This is a genomic window from Sphingomonas sp. DG1-23 (assembly GCF_030730875.1).
Taxonomy (GTDB): domain Bacteria; phylum Pseudomonadota; class Alphaproteobacteria; order Sphingomonadales; family Sphingomonadaceae; genus Sphingomonas.
Window position 1 is genome coordinate 584,670 of record NZ_JAVAMA010000001.1, and the last position, 17,146, is coordinate 601,815.

General features: G+C 66.1%; 15 protein-coding genes. 4 read left to right on the forward strand and 11 right to left on the reverse strand.

Annotated elements, in window-relative coordinates; genetic code table 11:
- Nucleotides 1-20 precede the first annotated feature (20 nt).
- The 6 genes from Q9Q95_RS02660 to Q9Q95_RS02685 all read right to left on the reverse strand — a co-directional run bounded on the left by Q9Q95_RS02660 (nucleotide 21) and on the right by Q9Q95_RS02685 (nucleotide 5,842).
- A complete protein-coding gene (locus Q9Q95_RS02660) occupies nucleotides 21-392 on the reverse strand; it encodes a hypothetical protein (RefSeq protein ID WP_306093509.1) in 372 nt (123 codons plus the stop codon).
- Between the two features lie 525 nt (nucleotides 393-917).
- Nucleotides 918-1,445, reverse strand: a complete 528-nt coding sequence (locus tag Q9Q95_RS02665; protein WP_306093510.1) for a hypothetical protein — start codon at nucleotides 1,443-1,445, stop codon at nucleotides 918-920.
- Between the two features lie 43 nt (nucleotides 1,446-1,488).
- Complete coding sequence (locus Q9Q95_RS02670; protein WP_306093511.1) at nucleotides 1,489-1,914, reverse strand: hemerythrin domain-containing protein; 426 nt, start codon at nucleotides 1,912-1,914, stop codon at nucleotides 1,489-1,491.
- A gap of 108 nt (nucleotides 1,915-2,022) precedes the next feature.
- A complete protein-coding gene (gene uvrB / locus Q9Q95_RS02675) occupies nucleotides 2,023-4,218 on the reverse strand; it encodes an excinuclease ABC subunit UvrB (protein ID WP_306093512.1) in 2,196 nt (731 codons plus the stop codon).
- Nucleotides 4,219-4,779: 561 nt separating this feature from the next.
- Nucleotides 4,780-5,193 (reverse strand): hypothetical protein, encoded by a 414-nt coding sequence (locus tag Q9Q95_RS02680; protein ID WP_306093648.1) that lies wholly within the window; start codon nucleotides 5,191-5,193, stop codon nucleotides 4,780-4,782.
- Entirely contained in the window at nucleotides 5,180-5,842 is a 663-nt protein-coding gene (locus Q9Q95_RS02685) for a DNA/RNA non-specific endonuclease (protein WP_306093513.1), read from the reverse strand. The genes Q9Q95_RS02680 and Q9Q95_RS02685 overlap by 14 nt, the downstream gene beginning before the upstream one ends.
- Before the next feature lie 481 nt (nucleotides 5,843-6,323).
- Here Q9Q95_RS02685 and Q9Q95_RS02690 point away from each other — a divergent pair, with 481 nt between their 5' ends.
- The gene (locus tag Q9Q95_RS02690; RefSeq protein ID WP_306093514.1) at nucleotides 6,324-6,896 is read left to right on the forward strand and encodes a DUF3617 family protein; all 573 of its coding nucleotides are present in this window, start codon (nucleotides 6,324-6,326) and stop codon (nucleotides 6,894-6,896) included.
- Nucleotides 6,897-6,906: 10 nt separating this feature from the next.
- On the opposite strand, the gene Q9Q95_RS02695 is transcribed toward Q9Q95_RS02690, so the two are convergent.
- Nucleotides 6,907-7,383, reverse strand: a complete 477-nt coding sequence (locus Q9Q95_RS02695; protein WP_306093515.1) for a hypothetical protein — start codon at nucleotides 7,381-7,383, stop codon at nucleotides 6,907-6,909.
- 53 nt (nucleotides 7,384-7,436) lie between these two features.
- Nucleotides 7,437-8,657, reverse strand: a complete 1,221-nt coding sequence (locus Q9Q95_RS02700; RefSeq protein ID WP_306093516.1) for an MBL fold metallo-hydrolase — start codon at nucleotides 8,655-8,657, stop codon at nucleotides 7,437-7,439.
- A 72-nt stretch (nucleotides 8,658-8,729) separates the two neighbouring features.
- On the opposite strand from Q9Q95_RS02700, the gene ligA reads away from it, so the two are divergent.
- On the forward strand, nucleotides 8,730-10,862 hold the full coding sequence (gene ligA, locus Q9Q95_RS02705; protein ID WP_306093517.1) for an NAD-dependent DNA ligase LigA: 2,133 nt from the start codon (nucleotides 8,730-8,732) through the stop codon (nucleotides 10,860-10,862).
- A gap of 169 nt (nucleotides 10,863-11,031) precedes the next feature.
- On the forward strand, nucleotides 11,032-13,809 hold the full coding sequence (locus tag Q9Q95_RS02710) for a TonB-dependent receptor (RefSeq protein WP_306093518.1): 2,778 nt from the start codon (nucleotides 11,032-11,034) through the stop codon (nucleotides 13,807-13,809).
- Nucleotides 13,810-13,983: 174 nt separating this feature from the next.
- Here the strand turns inward: Q9Q95_RS02710 and Q9Q95_RS02715 are convergent, their stop codons facing one another.
- Together Q9Q95_RS02715 and mgrA are read right to left on the reverse strand one after the other, a co-directional pair.
- A complete protein-coding gene (locus tag Q9Q95_RS02715) occupies nucleotides 13,984-14,451 on the reverse strand; it encodes a GreA/GreB family elongation factor (protein WP_306093519.1) in 468 nt (155 codons plus the stop codon).
- Nucleotides 14,448-15,509 carry an L-glyceraldehyde 3-phosphate reductase gene (gene mgrA / locus Q9Q95_RS02720; RefSeq protein ID WP_306093520.1) on the reverse strand — a complete coding sequence of 354 codons (1,062 nt, stop codon included), beginning with the start codon at nucleotides 15,507-15,509 and terminating at the stop codon, nucleotides 14,448-14,450. The genes Q9Q95_RS02715 and mgrA overlap by 4 nt, the downstream gene beginning before the upstream one ends.
- Before the next feature lie 113 nt (nucleotides 15,510-15,622).
- Between mgrA and Q9Q95_RS02725 the strand changes: the two genes are divergently transcribed.
- A complete protein-coding gene (locus Q9Q95_RS02725; protein ID WP_306093521.1) occupies nucleotides 15,623-16,678 on the forward strand; it encodes a glycosyltransferase family 2 protein in 1,056 nt (351 codons plus the stop codon).
- Here Q9Q95_RS02725 and Q9Q95_RS02730 read toward each other — a convergent pair.
- Entirely contained in the window at nucleotides 16,675-17,034 is a 360-nt protein-coding gene (locus Q9Q95_RS02730; RefSeq protein WP_306093522.1) for an iron-sulfur cluster assembly accessory protein, read from the reverse strand. The genes Q9Q95_RS02725 and Q9Q95_RS02730 overlap by 4 nt on opposite strands.
- Nucleotides 17,035-17,146 lie beyond the last annotated feature (112 nt).

The window sequence follows — 17,146 nt, forward strand, 5'->3', positions numbered from 1 at the left end:
AAGCGAGAGGACGGAGCCGCTCAGAAAATCACCGTCCGGATCTGGATATATTCGCCGCTACCGGCGGAATCGCCGCAGATCCCGATAAAGCTGATCGGCTTGCCGGTCGAGCGCGCCGTCAGCGCAGCCGACAACACCGCCTCTGCCCCGGGCAGGCTCTCGTCGATATAGGCATAGAGTGCGCCGGCGCAGCCGGTGGCCCCCCAGCCGCCATCCGCGCGCATATAGTAAGAGGATCCCCCCGGCCCGGCCCCGATCAGAATCTGGGATATGATCTTCTTCTGGGTGGTGACGGTATCGCCGATGGCACCGTGCGAAGAAGCGGCTGCCGTCAGGCAAAGTATAAAGAAGGCGGCAGAGCGCAATCTTCTCCAATGGGATCCGGCAGCCATCCTCATTCCTCCGTTTGTCCGTATATCGATTCGATCAGCCTAGCCTGTCCAGGGTCCGCTTCGGAAAATATGTAGCGGCGGCCCTGGCGGTGTGATTCCCACCCGGCCGCGGAGCGCGCACATCCTCCCGAAATGAAAGAGGCCGCCGGAACCCCTCAGGGATTCCGGCGACCTCCGACATGGTCAGCGGCCGGAGAGTTCCAGCCCGGGAGACCATGCGGGCCGCTGTTCTGCTGGCTGGCGAGCGTTGATTGGAGGAGAATACCTCCCGCTAGCCCCACGGACGGAGGACTTCCGCCCGCGCCCCCAGATCAGCGGCGCGTCTCCCGAACGAACTGAACCGACCCCATTGCTGAACCATGAGACATCGGATCACCTCCTTTCGCTAGTTGAAGAACGAGCGTGGCTTGCGGCCACGGACGAATCTTGAATCATCCGGAATCGCAGAACAAGTCTTGTTTTACACCGAAGATGGTGCGATTCTTAGAGTTCTGTGGTTCGCCGGATGCGGACCCATCGCGCGACTCAGCCGCGACAATCCTCCGCCACCCGCAAGATTTCGGCCCAGGCCGGCACGACGAGCGTCGGCGCGCCGGCACCCTCGATCACCACCCGCCCGCGACTATAGCCCATCGCGTCGATCAGATTGTCGCGCGCGCCGAGATCGGCGGCCGCGCCGGTCGTCGTCGGGGTGACGGCGAGAGTGCGCGCCATGCTGGTGGTGCGGACGGTCAGGCTCGGCGCGGCGGCGTGGCGGGACAGCAGGATGCGGCCGCGCGTCCGATCGCAGCGTAACGTCAGTTCGGGCGCCTGGGCGGGCACCCCGAACGCGGCGACGCTGCCCTGCCCGTCCTGCCGCCAGCTCCAGCTGCCCGGCGTCAGCGGCCAATCGCGCCAATCGGCGCTGCGCGGCGGCGGCGCCGGCGTGGGTGCCGGGGTCGGCGCGGCGGGTACGGGCACGGGCGGCGCGGGCCGCACAGGGGGCTGGCTGGGCGCCACGCAGGCGGCGAGCGACAAGGCCAGGGCGGAGCTGGCGAACACGGAACGACGCATGCCGCGCCTTATGCGGGAAGTCCCCCGCCGTCTCAACCTCGGATCAGGCGGCCGCGCGCTGGCGCGCGATGACCCGCTCGACATGGGCGTAGAGCACGCGCTCCTCGCGCTCGATGCGCTCGGCGAGATCGGCGAGGAGGATGCGCGTCTCGGCGCGGAAACGCTCCCATTCGCGCGAGATCCGACCGACCGGCCACGCCGCCATGTAATTGGCGAAAGCCGGCACCAGCATGCCGTGATCCTGACGATAGGACCAGGCGATCTCGGTCGCGACGGCGTCGCCCGAGGAGAGCAGACGATCATAGATCAGCCGGTCCTCGCCGGCGCAATGATCGCGCAGCGCCTGCGCCATCTGCCAGCGCATCGCGGCGACGGCGGCGGCGTCGGGCACCGAAGCGGAGACGATCGCGAGCAATTGCGCAGCCTGAGCCTCGAGGGCCCGGTGTTCTGCGCAAAGACTCTTGATCACCCGCTCGTCTCCCATGATCCCAGCCAGACCCAAAGCACAGCGCAGGCAGATCGGTCAGTCCGTAGAGTCCCCATTAAGTGTCGTTACGGAGAGGCCCATCCGTGCGGATCAGCGGCCGCGCCCGCCGCCGAACCGCGTCTTGCTCTGCTTGCCGTACCGCGTCTTGCGCGTGCCCGGTTTTCCTTCGTTCGAGCGGCCCATGATCGGCGCCTTGTGCTCGCTCGCCGGCAGCCCGAGCTCCTCGGCCTCGAGCGAGCGGATCTCGTCGCGCAGCCGCCCCGCCTCCTCGAATTCGAGATTGGCCGCGGCATCGCGCATCTTCTTTTCGAGGCTCTCGATATAGCTGCGCAGATTGTGGCCGACCATGTGCGGGCGGTCTTCGTCGATCTCGACGGTGACGCCGTCCTTGTTCGACACGTGCGCGATGATGTCGCCGATGTTGCGCTTGATCGTCTCGGGCGTGATGCCGTGCTCGATATTGTACGCATGCTGCTTCTCGCGGCGGCGCCCGGTCTCGGCGAGCGCACGCTCCATGCTGCCGGTGATCCGGTCGGCATAGAGGATCACCCGGCCCTCGACGTTGCGCGCGGCGCGGCCGATCGTCTGGATCAGCGAGGTCTCCGAACGCAGGAACCCTTCCTTGTCGGCATCGAGGATCGCGACGAGGCCACACTCAGGGATATCGAGCCCCTCGCGCAGCAGATTGATCCCGACCAGCACGTCGTACACGCCCATCCGCAGGTCGCGGATCAGCTCGATGCGTTCGAGCGTCTCGGTGTCCGAATGCATGTAGCGGACCTTCAGTCCCGCCTCGTGCATATATTCGGTGAGATCTTCGGCCATGCGCTTGGTGAGCGTGGTGACCAGGGTGCGATAGCCCTTGGCCGCGGTCGCCTTGCATTCCTGGATCAGGTCCTGGACCTGTTCCTCGACCGGCCTGATCTCGACCGGCGGATCGATCAGCCCGGTCGGGCGGATGACCTGCTCGACGAACACCCCGCCCGATTGCTCCATCTCCCACCCGCCCGGGGTCGCCGAGACATAGGTGGTCTGCGGACGCATCGCGTCCCATTCGTTGAACCGCAAAGGCCGGTTGTCGATCGCCGAGGGCAAGCGAAAGCCGTATTCGGCAAGCGTGATCTTGCGCTTGTGATCGCCGCGCGACATGCCGTTGATCTGGCCGATCGTCTGGTGGCTCTCATCGACGAAGAGCAAGGCATTCTCGGGCAGATATTCGAACAAGGTGGGCGGCGGCTCGCCGGGCATGCGGCCGGTGAGGAAGCGGCTGTAATTCTCGATCCCCGCGCAAGAGCCGGTCGCGGCGATCATCTCGAGATCGAAATTGGTGCGCTGCTCGAGCCGCTGATGCTCGAGCAACTTGCCCTCGGCCTCGAGCTCCTTCAATCGCTCGGTCAGCTCGTGCCGAATCGCGCCCATCGCCTGCTTGAGCGTCGGCCCCGGCGTCACATAATGCGAATTGGCGAAGACCCGGACATAATCGAGATTGGCCACCTTGCTGCCGGTCAAGGGATCGAACTCGGTGATCGATTCGATCTCGTCGCCGAAGAAGGATACGCGCCATGCGGTGTCCTCATAATGCGACGGGAAGATTTCGAGGCTGTCGCCGCGCACCCGGAAATTGCCGCGCGCGAACGCCTGGTCGTTGCGCTTGTACTGGAGCGCGACGAGTTTCCGAATGATCTCGCGCTGGTCCTCGACCTGGCCCTTTTTGAGGTCGAAGATCATGGCGCTGTAGGTCTCGACCGAACCGATGCCGTAGAGGCACGACACCGAGGCGACGATGATCACGTCGTCGCGTTCGAGCAGCGACCGGGTGGCCGAATGGCGCATCCGGTCGATCGCCTCGTTCACCGAGCTTTCCTTCTCGATGTACGTGTCCGAGCGGGGGACGTACGCCTCGGGCTGATAATAATCGTAGTAAGAGACGAAATATTCGACGGCGTTGTCGGGGAAGAAGCTCTTGAACTCGCCATAGAGCTGCGCGGCGAGGATCTTGTTGGGCGCGAGGATCAGCGCCGGGCGCTGAAGCTCCTCGATCACCTTGGCCATGGTATAGGTCTTGCCCGAGCCGGTGACCCCGAGCAGCACCTGATCGCGCTCGCCGTTGCGCGCCTGCTCGACCAGTTCGGGGATCGCATAGCGCTGATCGCCCGAGGGCTGATAGTCGCTGACCAGCTTGAACGCCTTGCCGCCCTCGGACTTTTCGGGGCGATTGGGGCGATGCGGAACGAAGGTGTCGCCGGTATCGGGCTCGGCGAGGCTGGTGCGGATCTGGATGACCATGATGGGAATATGGGACCTCTGGCTGGCGACGCAATCGGGGCGTGTCAGTTGACACGGTTGACACGAAACGCAGTTTTTCGGAGCGGCATGGAGGGAGCGGCGGTGACGACGCGCCGGCGACGCGACATCGACGCGACATCAACGCGACACCGATGCGGCGGGCACGCGACAGCGACGCGCCACGAACGCGCCGGCTTCGCGACGGGTTCGCGACTATGGCGCGGCACCGGGGCGACATTGCATCGAGAAGGATGGCGCTGCGCTTGCATTGTCGGAACAAAGGCAGATCAAAGCCAATTTTGCCAGCATTTTGGCAAAGGCCTCGGCTGACGTAGCCGGATCAGTGGGAAGTATCGGCCTACGGAGACCGACCCTACTGGAATGATCGCCAAAGACCGATAGCGACACGGTCCCTGTGGTCACCCCGGCCTTGTGCCGGGGCTCACCGCGCCGCATTGGATGGCATTCGTTTCGGGCACCTCTGCGTGGGGCCTGGTGGATCCCGGAACAAGTCCGGGATGACGCCTTGTTTCTACGCTCGCGCATGGCGCAAAGACGCTTCTACAATTCGAACGCGTCTTCGAGCGGGGGATAGATCACCGGCTTGTCGCCATAGCGCGCGACCAGCGCATCCTCGCGCCGATCGCGGTCCATCGATTCGACGTCAACTTCCTCGGGATATTTGAACGACACCGCGAATTTGCCATCCTTCACGTCATATTCCATAACCGACCACCGTTTGCCCTTTGGCTCCAGATGCCAAGCTTCATAGAGCAGGTCGATCAGCTCACTGTCGCCTGGTTCGAGCCAGCGAACCAACTCGCCTTCGTCTTTGAATATGTTCGGGCTAATCCAGCCGTCACCGATCTCCACATAGAGGAACACTCCTTCGGGATCCCCGGCCGCGATGGTCGCCAGAACGCCCCCGACGTCGCTCAGGAGCGGCCCCAGCAGATCGAACCTATCTTTTTCCATCTTCACTGTCCGCAGCTTGATTTGGGAAAGTCTTGAAGTGCCTCTTGCCGTCAATCTCCCACCTAACTTCAACATGAGAGGGCCGCCGGGATGCGCCGGGGTAGACAGGCTTGATGTTGATGAACACCTTCTTTCCCGCGGCCGCTGCCTTGTACCACCCGTCTTCCATGACGCGGTATGCCCCGCGATTGACGTGCAGGTCCTGGGCGAAGTGATTGAACCAGTCGGTCGGACCGCTGAACCGCGGAGCGACATAATGGCCGCCATCGTCTCGCGGTCCGCGTTCGGGTACCTCGCGCTGGCTTTTCCGGGATCGCTTGGGCTTCTCGGAGAGCGTTACCAGGCCAAAGACGAGTCGGAATCGCGATCCCTGGTCGATGAAGTAATGATAACTGCTCCGTATTTCCTGATTCCAGTCACGATCGAGGATCTGACTTTCTAGCGAAGGTGGATTGGCGGGGTCTGGCGGGAGTCGTCCGCCGTGCGTGCGCCTGTAATAGTCGAGAGCGAGAAACCTGTTCTTCGCCTCTCGACCGGCGTCCAGAAACTCTTGATGCGGCAGCTTGATCTGCTGGCCGATCCGCAGCGGACGATCGGCCCGGATGCCGTTCAACCATTCCAGATCTGCAACCGTCAGCCCTTTGCGCATCGCCGCGATGCGGCTGAGGCTGTCGCCGCTCTTTTACGACGTAGATCGTGTGGTTTCGCGGATCGCGGGGGTCATTTCGCGACCGGCTTCGCGCCGCATCGGTGTCGGCCGCGAAGGCATTATCGGCCCGCTGCGGGGATCTACGCGAACCGGGGCTCTGCGGCGGCGATCCGCCGGGGAAGTAGTTGCCCCGGTTCGCGAAGGTGAACTTGCCGTCGTCCGGGTCATGCCAGGGATTGAACTTGCGCTCGATGGTGCCTCGGACCACGCGCCGGCCGGTGCGCAGGTAAATCTCAAACGCCGTGACACGAGGGGTCTGATTGTTCGGATGCTGCATGGACATCCTCCTGTTGGAACGGCCACGTAACATAATATTGCGAACAAATCAAGAACAAACCTCCGGAATGGAGCCGATCTCGAGGTTGCCAAGCATCGCTATTTGCGCTTGGGGGAGGCGATCGAAACGCAAGGGACCAACCGAATGCGCGCCACCATCACCCTCGCCGCTGCCGCCCTCGCCCTCGCCGGCTGCCAGTCCGCCGAGGAGAAGCGCGCCGCCGAGACCGGCGAGATCGAAGTGACCAACGCGCCGACCGATCAGGTCGCGAAGCTGATCAAGGCGGCGGCGCCCAAGACCGCGGTCAAGCCGGGACTGTGGAAGGCGACGCTGCGCATCGAGGCGGTCGATGTCGGGCCGGGCGCCGACAATGCGAAGCAGCTCGACCTGGCCAAGGGCCTCGAGCGCGACGCGACCGAGTGCAAGACCGCCGAGCAATTGAAGCCGTTCGACATCGACAAGCTCGAAAAGGCGGCGGGCAAGTGCACCTTCATCCGCTATGTCGCCAAAGGCGGGAAGGTCGACGCGAAGATCCAGTGCACCAAGCCCGATGCGCCGGCGACGACGATCTTGATCAACGGCGCCACCGGGGCCACCGGGTTCGACGTGACGACCGAGAACAAGACCGGGGTTTCCGGCCGGCCCGGTTACTCGCTGCTGCGGATGCGGACGACGGGAACGCGCGTCGGCGAATGCCCGGCGCAGGCCAGGGGCTGAGCGCCCCGGCTCAGCCGTCCATGCCGCGGCGATAGGCGATCCGCCACATCACCGCGCCGATCGCCGCGGCGATCAAGGCGAGGAGCGCGCTCGACGCCAGCGCGCTCAGCCAGCGGAACAACAGGGTGCGCCCGTCCATCACCGGCATGCCGACCATGCCGAAGCCATAGGTCTGGGCGCCGACGAAGATCAGCGTCGCGGTCGTCGCCCCGACCAATGCCGCATGCCATGCGCGGCGCAGCCCGGCCACGTGGAGCGCCAGCCAGATCGGACCGCCTACCGCGGTGATCGCGATCCCCGAAAAGACGCTGCCGATCAGCCAGCCGCCGAGCAGGCCGAGCGGATCGCGCTGGCCGCCGAGCAGCAACAGGCCGAGCACGATGCCGCCGGCGAGCAGGCTGCCCGCGCCGAGCGCGAGCCCGGCACGGTCGATCGACATGTCGTAGCGGCGCTGCACCCGGACGGCGCGGCGATTGCCCTGTTCCACAGCCCTCTCCCCGCGGCAGAATAGCTGCGTGCGGGCCCCGCCTCAAGCAGCGCTCAGCGGAATGCGGCGAACCGTCCCGCGCGGGCACAGGCCGCGACCCGCGCCATATCGGGCGACGGCGGCGCGGTGCCGAGCGGCGGCACCTCCACCGGCATGCCGATCGCGGCCGGGGCGAAGCGGGCCGGATCGCTCCCCGCACAACGTTGCATCGCGGCCAGCATGCGCGGCGGCGTGGCATAGCCTTCCCGCGACAGCCGGAACGTGCCCCAATGGATCGGCAGCGCGAACGGACGGCCGAGCCGGTCCCAGACATGGAGCGCGCCCTGCGGCCCGATATGACTGCCGCTCGCCATCTGGCCTTCCTCGAAACGGAACGCGCCGATCGGGATCAAGGCAAGGCGGATCGGACCGAGCGCCGCGGCCTCGGCGGGCCATTTGCCGTCGCCGAGCCCGGTATCGCCGGCGAAGAAGATATTGCCGTGGGGAAGCGCGACCACGAAGCTCGACCAGAGCGCGCGGTTGCGATCGCTGAACCAGCGGCTGTCCCAATGATGATTGCGGGTAATGGCAACGGATATGCGGGCCTGGCAGAGCCCCTCGGGATCGATGCACTCCGCGCGGGTGAGCGGAACCTTTTCCGGCGCGACCAGGGCGATGCTGGTCCCCCAATCACCGGCTTGTGCGTCGATCCCATGCCCCGCCAGCACGGCATCGTTGCCCAGCGAAGTGACGATCGTCGGCCGATCGCGATCCCACAGCCGCTTCAGCGTCGCCAGATCCATATGATCGTAGTGATTGTGGCTGACGAGGACGAGGTCGATCTTCGGCAGATCCTCGAAGCGGACGCCGGGCACGGCGACGCGACGCGGGCCGAAGCCGAAGGGGCCGGCGCGGTCGCTCCACACCGGATCGGTGAGGATGTTGAGGCCATTGGTCTGGATCAAGGCGGTGGCGTGGCCGATCCAGGTGACGCGCATCGCCGCGCCTTCGACCCGGGCCGCGGGCTTCGAGCGGGTGACCGCGACGCGTTCGGGCCAGGCCGGCTGGGTCGGATCGCCGAGCAGCCGGCGGGCGATGAAGCCGGCGCGGCTGCGCCCGGCGGGGAGACGGTCGTCGTCGCCGTCGGGATTGAAGAAATGGGCGCCGTCGAAATGCGCGCTCGGGGGCCCGCGATAATAGATGCGGTCGAGGAAATGCGGCAGCGCGGTGAGGAGCAGGCAGAGGATCACCACGATCCACAACAGCCCGGCAAGGGAAAGCTTGAGCAGGCGCATGCGCCCTTGTCGCGGGGCCGGCGCGCGCGATCAAGCTTGATCGGCGGCGCCCGCCTCCCCTAACCCGCGTGCATGACATCCGCGCTGCCCGAGACCCACGAAGACGCCGCCGCCGAGCTCGAACGGCTCGCCGCCGAGATCGCGCATCACAACCGCCGCTATCATGGCGACGACGCGCCCGAGATCAGCGACTCGGATTTCGACGCGCTGATGCGGCGCAACGCGGCGATCGAGGCCGCCTTTCCCGAGCTGGTCCGCGCCGATTCGCCGTCGAAGCTGGTCGGCGCGGCGCCGGCGGGGCGGCTCGCCAAGGTCGCGCATGCGCGGCCGATGTTCAGCCTCGACAACGGCTTCGCCGACGAAGATGTGAGCGACTTTCTCGGCCGGGTCCGCCGCTTCCTCGCGCTGGGCGAGAGCGAACCGGTGGCGCTCACCGCCGAACCCAAGATCGACGGGCTGTCCTGCTCGCTGCGCTATGAGAAGGGCGTGCTCGTCCAGGCGCTGACCCGCGGCGACGGTCAGATCGGCGAGGACGTCACTGCCAATGTCCGCACGATCGGGGACATCCCGCAGGCGATCGCGGGCGCGCCCGACGTGTTCGAGGTGCGCGGCGAGGTCTATATGGCCAAGCAGGATTTCGCGGCGCTCAACGCCCGCCTGCTGGCCGAGGCCGAGGCCGCGGGCAAGGAAGCGCGCCAGTTCGCCAATCCGCGCAACGCCGCGGCGGGATCGCTGCGCCAGAAGGACGCGTCGGTCACCGCATCGCGACCCTTGCGCTTCCTCGCCTGGGGCTGGGGCGAAGTGACGGCGCTGCCCGGCGACACCCAGACGCAGGCGATCGCCGCGATCCGCGCGATGGGCTTCCCGGTCTCCGAGCTGTTCGTCGGGCCGGTCGATCTCGACGCGGCGCTGGCGCAGTACCGGAAGATCGAGGCGGTTCGCGCCGATCTGCCGTTCGACATCGACGGGGTCGTCTACAAGATCGACCGGCTCGACTGGCAGAACCGGCTCGGCTTCGTCGGCCGCGCGCCGCGCTGGGGGCTGGCGCACAAATTCCCCGCCGAGCGCGCCCAGACCATTCTCCGCGAGATCCATATCCAGGTCGGGCGGACCGGCAAGCTCACGCCGGTCGCGCGGCTCGAGCCGGTGACGGTCGGCGGGGTCGTCGTCACCAATGCGACCCTGCACAATGCCGACGAGATCGCGCGGCTCGGCGTCCGCCCCGGCGACCGGGTCGTGCTGCAACGCGCCGGCGACGTGATCCCGCAGATCGTCGAGAACCTCACCCGCGACGAAACGCGCGCGCCCTGGTCCTTCCCCGACCATTGCCCGATCTGCGATTCCGAGGCGGTCGCCGAGGAAGGCGAAGTCGATATCCGCTGCACCGGCGGACTGATCTGCCCGGCGCAGCGGCTCGAACGGCTCAAGCATTTCGTCAGCCGCGGCGCGCTCGACGTGGAAGGGCTGGGCGAGAAGACTCTCGTCGAATTCCTCGACCTCGGCTGGATCGCCGAACCCGCGGACATCTTCCGCCTCGCCGGGCATCGCGAGGCGCTGGTCGGGCGCGAAGGCTGGCAGGCGAAGTCGGTCGACGCGTTGCTCGCCGCGATCGAGGCAAAGCGCGCGCCCGACGCGGCGCGATTGCTGTTCGGGCTCGGCATCCGCCATATCGGCGCGATCACCGCGCGCGACCTGCTCAAGCGGTATACGACGCTCGACGCGCTGAAGAAGCTTGCCGACGAGGTGATCGCATTGCGCGAGGCGATGCCCGCAGTGATCGGCGAGAGCGAGGCGAAGCACCGCGCGCGGCTCGACAAGGCCGTCGCCGAGCATATCGGAGTCGAGAATGTCGGCGGCGCGGTCGGTCAGGCGCTCGCCGACTTCTTCCATGAGCCGCACAATCGCGCGGTATGGGACGATTTGCTCGCCGAGGTCTCTCCGCCGCCGTTCGTCGTCGAGACCCGGGCGTCCGAAGTCTCGGGCAAGACCTTGGTGTTCACCGGCAGCCTCGAGACGCTCAGCCGCGACGAGGCCAAGGCGCAGGCCGAGTCGCTGGGCGCGCGAGTCGCCGGATCGGTGTCGGCAAAGACCGATCTGGTGATCGCCGGGCCCGGCGCGGGCTCCAAGCTCAAAAAGGCCGCGGAGCTCGGAATCCGGGTGATTTCGGAGGGAGAATGGGCGGAGATCGTCGCCGCCGCCGAGTGACTTTTTTGCAACGCAACAAATGAATCAACTGTTACCAACAGCTTGCTCGGCAGGCTGCTGTTGACTGTCATCGAGTCGACATAAATGAATTCCAAGGGCAGCCGCGACGGTGAACGAACACCGAGCGAGTATTCGTGCATCCAGGGCACACCGAAAGGGACTATCTAAAATGCGCACCAAGCTTTTTGCCGGCGTGGCTTTTGCCGCGCTGATGATTCCGGCGAGCGCCTTCGCGCAATCGTCGGGCACGATCGATACCGAGGAAGCGGAGATCGTGGTCACCGGCAGCCGCGCCAATAACGGCGTCAGCGGGATCGTGGTTCCCGACACGTCGAAGGCGAAGGGTGTCCTCACCCAGGAATTCATCCAGCGCCAGGCGCCGGGCCAGTCGGTCAACGACGTGATCAACCAGCTTCCGGGCGTCAGCTTCCAGAACAACGATCCGTTCGGTTCGTCGGGCGGCACGCTCACCATCCGCGGCTTCGATTCGAGCCGCATCAGCCAGACCTTCGACGGCGTTCCGCTGAATGACTCGGGCAATTACGCGATCTATTCTAACCAGCAGCTCGACCCCGAGCTGATCGAGCAGGTCAACGTCAACCTCGGCACCACCGACATCGACAGCCCGACCGCGGGCGCGACCGGCTCGACCGTCAACTATCGCACGCGTCTGCCGGGTCAGGATTTCGGCGTGAAGCTCTCGGGCTCGGCCGGCGATTTCGACTTCTTCCGCATCTTCGGCATGGTCGACACCGGCGAGCTCACTTCGTTCGGCACCCGCGCCTTCGTGTCTGCCAGCACGGCACGCAACCGCTCGCCCTTCAACGAGAAGGCACGCGTCGAGAAGCAGCAGTATAACGCCCGCCTCTATCAGCCGATCGGCGACAATGGCGACTTCATCTCGATCGCCGGGCACTACAACGAGAACCGCAACAATTTCCAGGGTTCGGTGCCGCTGCGCACCGACACCGCGGCAGTCACCGGCGGCCGCGTCGTCGGCCCGAACACCAACAACCGCTTCCCGATCACCAACGACGAGCGCGAATACACCGTCGCCAACTGCCTGACCAACAACGTCGCGCGCCCGGGCGTCGCCGATGCGGCCAACAGCTGCGGCTCGCTCTTCGACGAGCGCTTCAACCCGTCGAACACCGGCAACATCCGCGTCGGTTCGCGCTTCACGCTGGCCGACAGCCTGACGCTCTACGTCGACCCGAGCTATCAGTATGTGAAGGCGAATGGCGGCGGCACCGTGGTGGGTCAGGAAGCCCGTCGCGACGTCAACCCCGGCCCGTTCACCGGCGCGATCAACCCGCTGACCGGCTTCGGCTCGACGGCGAACAACGCCAATTGCAACACCACCGCGAACAGCGCGACGGTGAGCTGCCAGACCGGCTATATCGGCGGCACGCCCTATTTCGGTCGTGACCTCAACGGCGACGGCGACACGCTGGACACGATCCGTCTGCTGGCGCCCAGCCAGACCCAGACGCACCGTATCGGGCTGATCGCATCGCTGCGCTACGAGATCACGCCGGGCCAGACCGTCCGCCTCGCCTACACCTATGACCGTGCACGCCACCGTCAGACCGGCGAGACCGGCTTCCTCCAGGGCAACGGCAAGCCGTTCGACGTGTTTCCGGTCAACGATCCGGTGCTCGACGCCAATGGCCGCGCCCTGCAGAAGCGCGACCGCCTGTCGTTCGCCATCCTGCACAAGGCCGCGATCGAATATAATGGCGACTTCTTCGACGACACGGTGCACGTCACCGCCGGTCTCGGCCTGCCGTTCTTCAAGCGCAACCTGACCAACTATTGCGCCACGTCGAGCGCCGCCGGCTTCGTCGAGTGCTTCGGTTCGGACAGCGCCGCGCAGGCGGCCTATCTGGCTGCCAATCCGTCGCAGTACGTGATCGCCGCGGCAGCCGCTCCCACCGGGGCGACCTGCACTTCGGTTCCGCAGCCGGCGCCGGCCGCGCCGCTCAACATCTGCTCCTTCGCGACGCAGGGGCCGCAGCAGCGCGTCCTGAACTACAAGAAGGCGCTGCCGAGCATCGGCTATACCGCGGACATCACCAACCAGATCTCGCTGTTCGGCAATTATTCGAAGAGCATCCAGGTTCCGGGTACGGACAATCTGTACAACTCGTTCTACTTCCCGGTGACGGCGGAGCAGGCGAACCCGAAGCCGGAGACCACCGACAATTTCGATACCGGCATCCGCTATCGTTCGTCGCAGGTCCAGGCGCAGGTCGTTGCGTGGTACACCGACTATAACAACCGTCTTGCCCAGGCCTATGACGCCGATCTCGACAAGACGATCTATCGCAACCTCGGCAAGGTGAAGAAGTACGGCTTCGACGGCTCGATCGCCTTCCAGCCGATCCCGCAGCTCAGCCTCTACGCCTTCGGCTCGTACCTGAAGTCGGAGATCCAGCAGGACGTCATCGTCGCGCGCACCACGGCAGCGGGTCCGCTGGGTCCGGTCGGTTCGCCGATCTACGCTCCGACCGCCGGCAAGCGCGAGGCCGGTTCGCCGACCTACACCTTCGGCGGCGGCGCGCAGGCGATGCTCGGCCCGGTCGATCTCGGCGTCAACGTCAAGCGGACCGGTCCGCGCTACATCTACGACACCAACGAGCCGGTGCGTGCGATCGTCGCGGGCACGACCTATGAAGTGTTCGGCAACAAGACGCCGGCCTATACCCTGGTCGACCTCAACGCCCGTGTCGGCCTCGAATGGGCCGGCCTGAACAAGAACACCTTCTTCCAGCTCAACGTGCTCAACGTGTTCGACGAGCTGTTCGTGGGTGGTTTCTCGGGCAACCTCAACCAGGGCCCGACCTATCTCGCGAACGGCACCTCGATCACGAACTATGGCAACGCGCCGAACTCGCAGATCGGCTATCCGCGTACCTTCATCGGTTCGCTGGTGGTGGGCTTCTAAGCCCTTCCGATCCGGGAAATCAGGAAGCCGCCGCTCCAGCGATGGAGCGGCGGCTTTCGTTTGTGCGGCCTGAATCAAGGCGAAGCAGTGCTCCTGCGGAAGCAGGAGCCCAGTGTTTCGCGGATGTCGCTCGTTGGCCTGGGCTCCTGCTTTCGCAGGAGCACGATCGCCTCGTCAGGCGGGGATGGCTGAGACTTCGAGGATCTCGATCGCTTCGGCACGGCCGTTGAAATCGACGCGCTCGCCTTGCTCGGCGCCGAGCAGCGCATTGGCCAGCGGCGCCGAGAAAGCAAGCCGATCGGCGTGCGGATCGGCCTCGTCATGGCCGACCAGATCAATCACGCGTTCCTTGCCCGCCAGCCGGATCCGCACGCGCGATCCGATGCCGACCACGCCCTCTTCCGGCACCGGCGCGATCTCCGCGGTGGTGCGCCGGGTGTTCCAGTAGCGCAATTCGCGCTTGAGCATCTCGCGCGGCTCGTCCTCGCCTTCGGCCGCGATCGCGGCCTCGAGCGCGGTAACCTTCGCCTCGGTCAGCGCCAGCCCGCGCGCGGTCACCAGATTGGGACCGGCGGGGAGCGGAATCTCGAACTTCGGTTCCTTGTGTTCCTCGTCGCTGTCGCGACGGAAGGCGACGCTCATCTCCGGGGCAGATCCTCTAGCGTGGAAGAGACCTTCCAAAGATCGATCGCGCCTTCGGTTGCATGGCGGTCGATTTCGGCGAGCTCCTCCGGGCTGAACGCGAGAGTCTGCACCGCATCGAGCGAATCGTCGAGCTGCTGGACGGTGCGCGCGCCGACCAGCGCCGAAGTGACGCGCGGATCGCGCAGCACCCATGCGATCGCCATCTGGGCGAGGGTCTGGCCACGCCTGGATGCGATATGGTTGAGCGCGCGGATGCGGGCGAGGTTCGCATCGCTCAGCAATTGCTGATCCAACGAGCCGCCTTTGGCCGCACGGGCATCCTCGGGAACACCATTCAGATATTTCGAGGTGAGCATGCCCTGCGCGAGCGGTGAGAAGGCGATGCAGCCGGTCCCGAGATCGCCGAGCGTGTCGAGCAGCGCGTCTTCGACCCAGCGATTGAGCATCGAATAGCTCGGCTGGTGGATCAGCAGCGGCACCTTGTGCTCGGCGAGGATAGCCGCAGCCTGGCGGGTCAGCTCGGGCGAGTAGGACGAGATGCCGACATAAAGCGCCTTGCCCTGTCGGTGGATCTGGGCGAGCGCGCCCATCGTCTCCTCGAGCGGCGTCTTCGGATCGACGCGGTGCGAATAGAAGATGTCGACATAATCGAGCCCCATCCGCTTGAGGCTCTGGTCGCACGAGGCGATGAGATACTTCCGGCTGCCGCCGACGTCGCCATAGGGCCCGGGCCACATGTCCCAGCCCGCCTTGGTCGAGACGATCAGTTCGTCGCGATGGCCGGCGAAATCGCTGGCCATCACCCGGCCGAAATTCTCCTCGGCCGAGCCGTAAGGCGGGCCGTAATTGTTCGCGAGATCGAAATGGGTGACGCCGCGATCGAACGCCCGGCGCAGGATGGCGCGGCCGGTCTCGAAGACGTCGGTGCCGCCGAAATTCTGCCAGAGGCCGAGGCTGATCGCCGGCAGATCGAGCCCCGAGCGGCCGCAGCGGCGATAAGGCATGCGGCCGTCATAGCGGGCGGGATCGGCGTGCCAAGGCTGCGGATAGGGCATGGGTCTCAAGTCTCCGACGCGTGAAGCCGCCAGCATGTAGCCGATCCGGCGGCGCGGGACAGCCCGTCGTCCTATAATGGATGGTGACGTCCCCGAGTAAGTGAAGGATTCCCATGCCGCGCCTGTCGCTCGTCATGATCGCGCGAAACGAGGCGCGCTGCATCGCGCGTTGTCTCGACAGCGTGCGCGGCCATGTCGACGCGATGATCGTGCTCGATACCGGCTCGACCGACGATACCGTCGGGATCGCGGAAGGCTGCGGCGCGACGGTGCACCATTTCGACTGGTGCGACGATTTCGCGGCCGCGCGCAATGCCGCGCTCGATCATTCGGACGCCGACTGGAACTTGATCCTCGATGCAGACGAATGGCTCGAAGACGACGCGCGGATGCTCGCGGCGGCGACGCTTCCGCCCGCCCCCGCACCGGCGCGCTTCGTCGGCTGCGTGCGGATCGTCAACGGTACCGACTCCGGGTCGGCCGCGCGCAAGTTCGTGCCCCGGATCCTGCCGCGCGGGGTGCGCTACGAAGGCCGGATCCACGAGCAGCCGGTGTCGCCGCTGCCGATGACGGTGCTGCCGCTGGCCGTCCGTCATGACGGGTTCGAGCAAGCCCAGCTCGCGCGCAAGGCCGGGCGCAACGAGGCGCTGCTGCGCGCCGAGCTCGCGGCCAATCCGGGCGATTCCTATTTCTGGTTCCAGCTGGGGCGCGAACATCTGGTGCGCGGGCGTGCGGACGCGGCGGCGGACGCATTGCTCGCGGCGCACCGCACCGGCGCCACCGGCGACGCGTGGCGCCACGGCGTGGTCGTCGCCGCGCTCCAGGCGCTCAAGCGTGCCGAACGCTTCGATGCGGCGCTGGCCTTCGCCGATGCCGAGCAGTCGCATTGGGCGCGCTCGCCCGATTTCTATTTCGCGGTCGCCGACCTCTATCTCGAGCTCGCCAGCCGCCGCCCGGAGACGGCGATGGCCGAATATCTGCCGGTGGTCGAAGGGGCGTGGAAGCGGTGCCTCGAGATCGGCGAGCAGCCGGGGCTCGACGGGTCGGTCGAAGGCTGCGGGAGCTGGCTCGCCGCGCAGAACCTCGCAATGCTCTATGAGTCGCTGGGCATCGACGACGATGCAGCATTCTATGCCGAGATGGGCGCCGGGATGCGCCGCGCCGCCTAGACGGTGAAGCTCTCGCCGCAGCCGCAGCTGCCCTTGGCGTTGGGGTTCTGAAAGGTGAAGCCGGCAGTGAAATCGTCCTCGACCCAGTCCATCGTCGAGCCGACGAGATAGAGCACCGAGGCGCCGTCGACGAAGAAGGTGCCGCCGGGAGTCTCGATCCTTTCGTCGAACGGCGCGGCCTCGCGGACATAGTCGACCGAATAGGCCAGCCCCGAACAGCCGCGGCGCGGAGTCGATAATTTGACGCCGATCGTGCCCTCGGGGGCCTTGGCCATCAGCGCGGCGATGCGCGCCTCGGCAGCAGGCGTGAGATGGAGCGCGGCGGGCCGTTGGCGGGTCTTGGTGTCGGTCATCATTTTTCTCGCTCCCCTCCCGCTTGCGGGAGAGGTCGGGGGAGGGCCTTGGACGATATGGGGAGCGGTACGGCCTCCGACAGCCCCTCCCCTAACCCCTCCCGCAAGCGGGAGG

Excerpts from the sequence above, each read along its gene's own strand:
- Q9Q95_RS02660 (WP_306093509.1), bottom strand. The coding sequence starts at position 392 with ATGGCTGCCGGATCCCATTGGAGAAGATTGCGCTCTGCCGCCTTCTTT.
- Q9Q95_RS02665 (WP_306093510.1), bottom strand. The coding sequence starts at position 1,445 with ATGCGTCGTTCCGTGTTCGCCAGCTCCGCCCTGGCCTTGTCGCTCGCC.
- uvrB (WP_306093512.1), bottom strand. The coding sequence starts at position 4,218 with ATGGTCATCCAGATCCGCACCAGCCTCGCCGAGCCCGATACCGGCGAC.
- Q9Q95_RS02680 (WP_306093648.1), bottom strand. The coding sequence starts at position 5,193 with ATGGAAAAAGATAGGTTCGATCTGCTGGGGCCGCTCCTGAGCGACGTC.
- Q9Q95_RS02685 (WP_306093513.1), bottom strand. The coding sequence starts at position 5,842 with ATGCGCAAAGGGCTGACGGTTGCAGATCTGGAATGGTTGAACGGCATC.
- Q9Q95_RS02690 (WP_306093514.1), top strand. The coding sequence starts at position 6,324 with ATGCGCGCCACCATCACCCTCGCCGCTGCCGCCCTCGCCCTCGCCGGC.
- Q9Q95_RS02700 (WP_306093516.1), bottom strand. The coding sequence starts at position 8,657 with ATGCGCCTGCTCAAGCTTTCCCTTGCCGGGCTGTTGTGGATCGTGGTG.
- ligA (WP_306093517.1), top strand. The coding sequence starts at position 8,730 with ATGACATCCGCGCTGCCCGAGACCCACGAAGACGCCGCCGCCGAGCTC.
- Q9Q95_RS02710 (WP_306093518.1), top strand. The coding sequence starts at position 11,032 with ATGCGCACCAAGCTTTTTGCCGGCGTGGCTTTTGCCGCGCTGATGATT.
- Q9Q95_RS02715 (WP_306093519.1), bottom strand. The coding sequence starts at position 14,451 with ATGAGCGTCGCCTTCCGTCGCGACAGCGACGAGGAACACAAGGAACCG.
- mgrA (WP_306093520.1), bottom strand. The coding sequence starts at position 15,509 with ATGCCCTATCCGCAGCCTTGGCACGCCGATCCCGCCCGCTATGACGGC.
- Q9Q95_RS02725 (WP_306093521.1), top strand. The coding sequence starts at position 15,623 with ATGCCGCGCCTGTCGCTCGTCATGATCGCGCGAAACGAGGCGCGCTGC.
- Q9Q95_RS02730 (WP_306093522.1), bottom strand. The coding sequence starts at position 17,034 with ATGATGACCGACACCAAGACCCGCCAACGGCCCGCCGCGCTCCATCTC.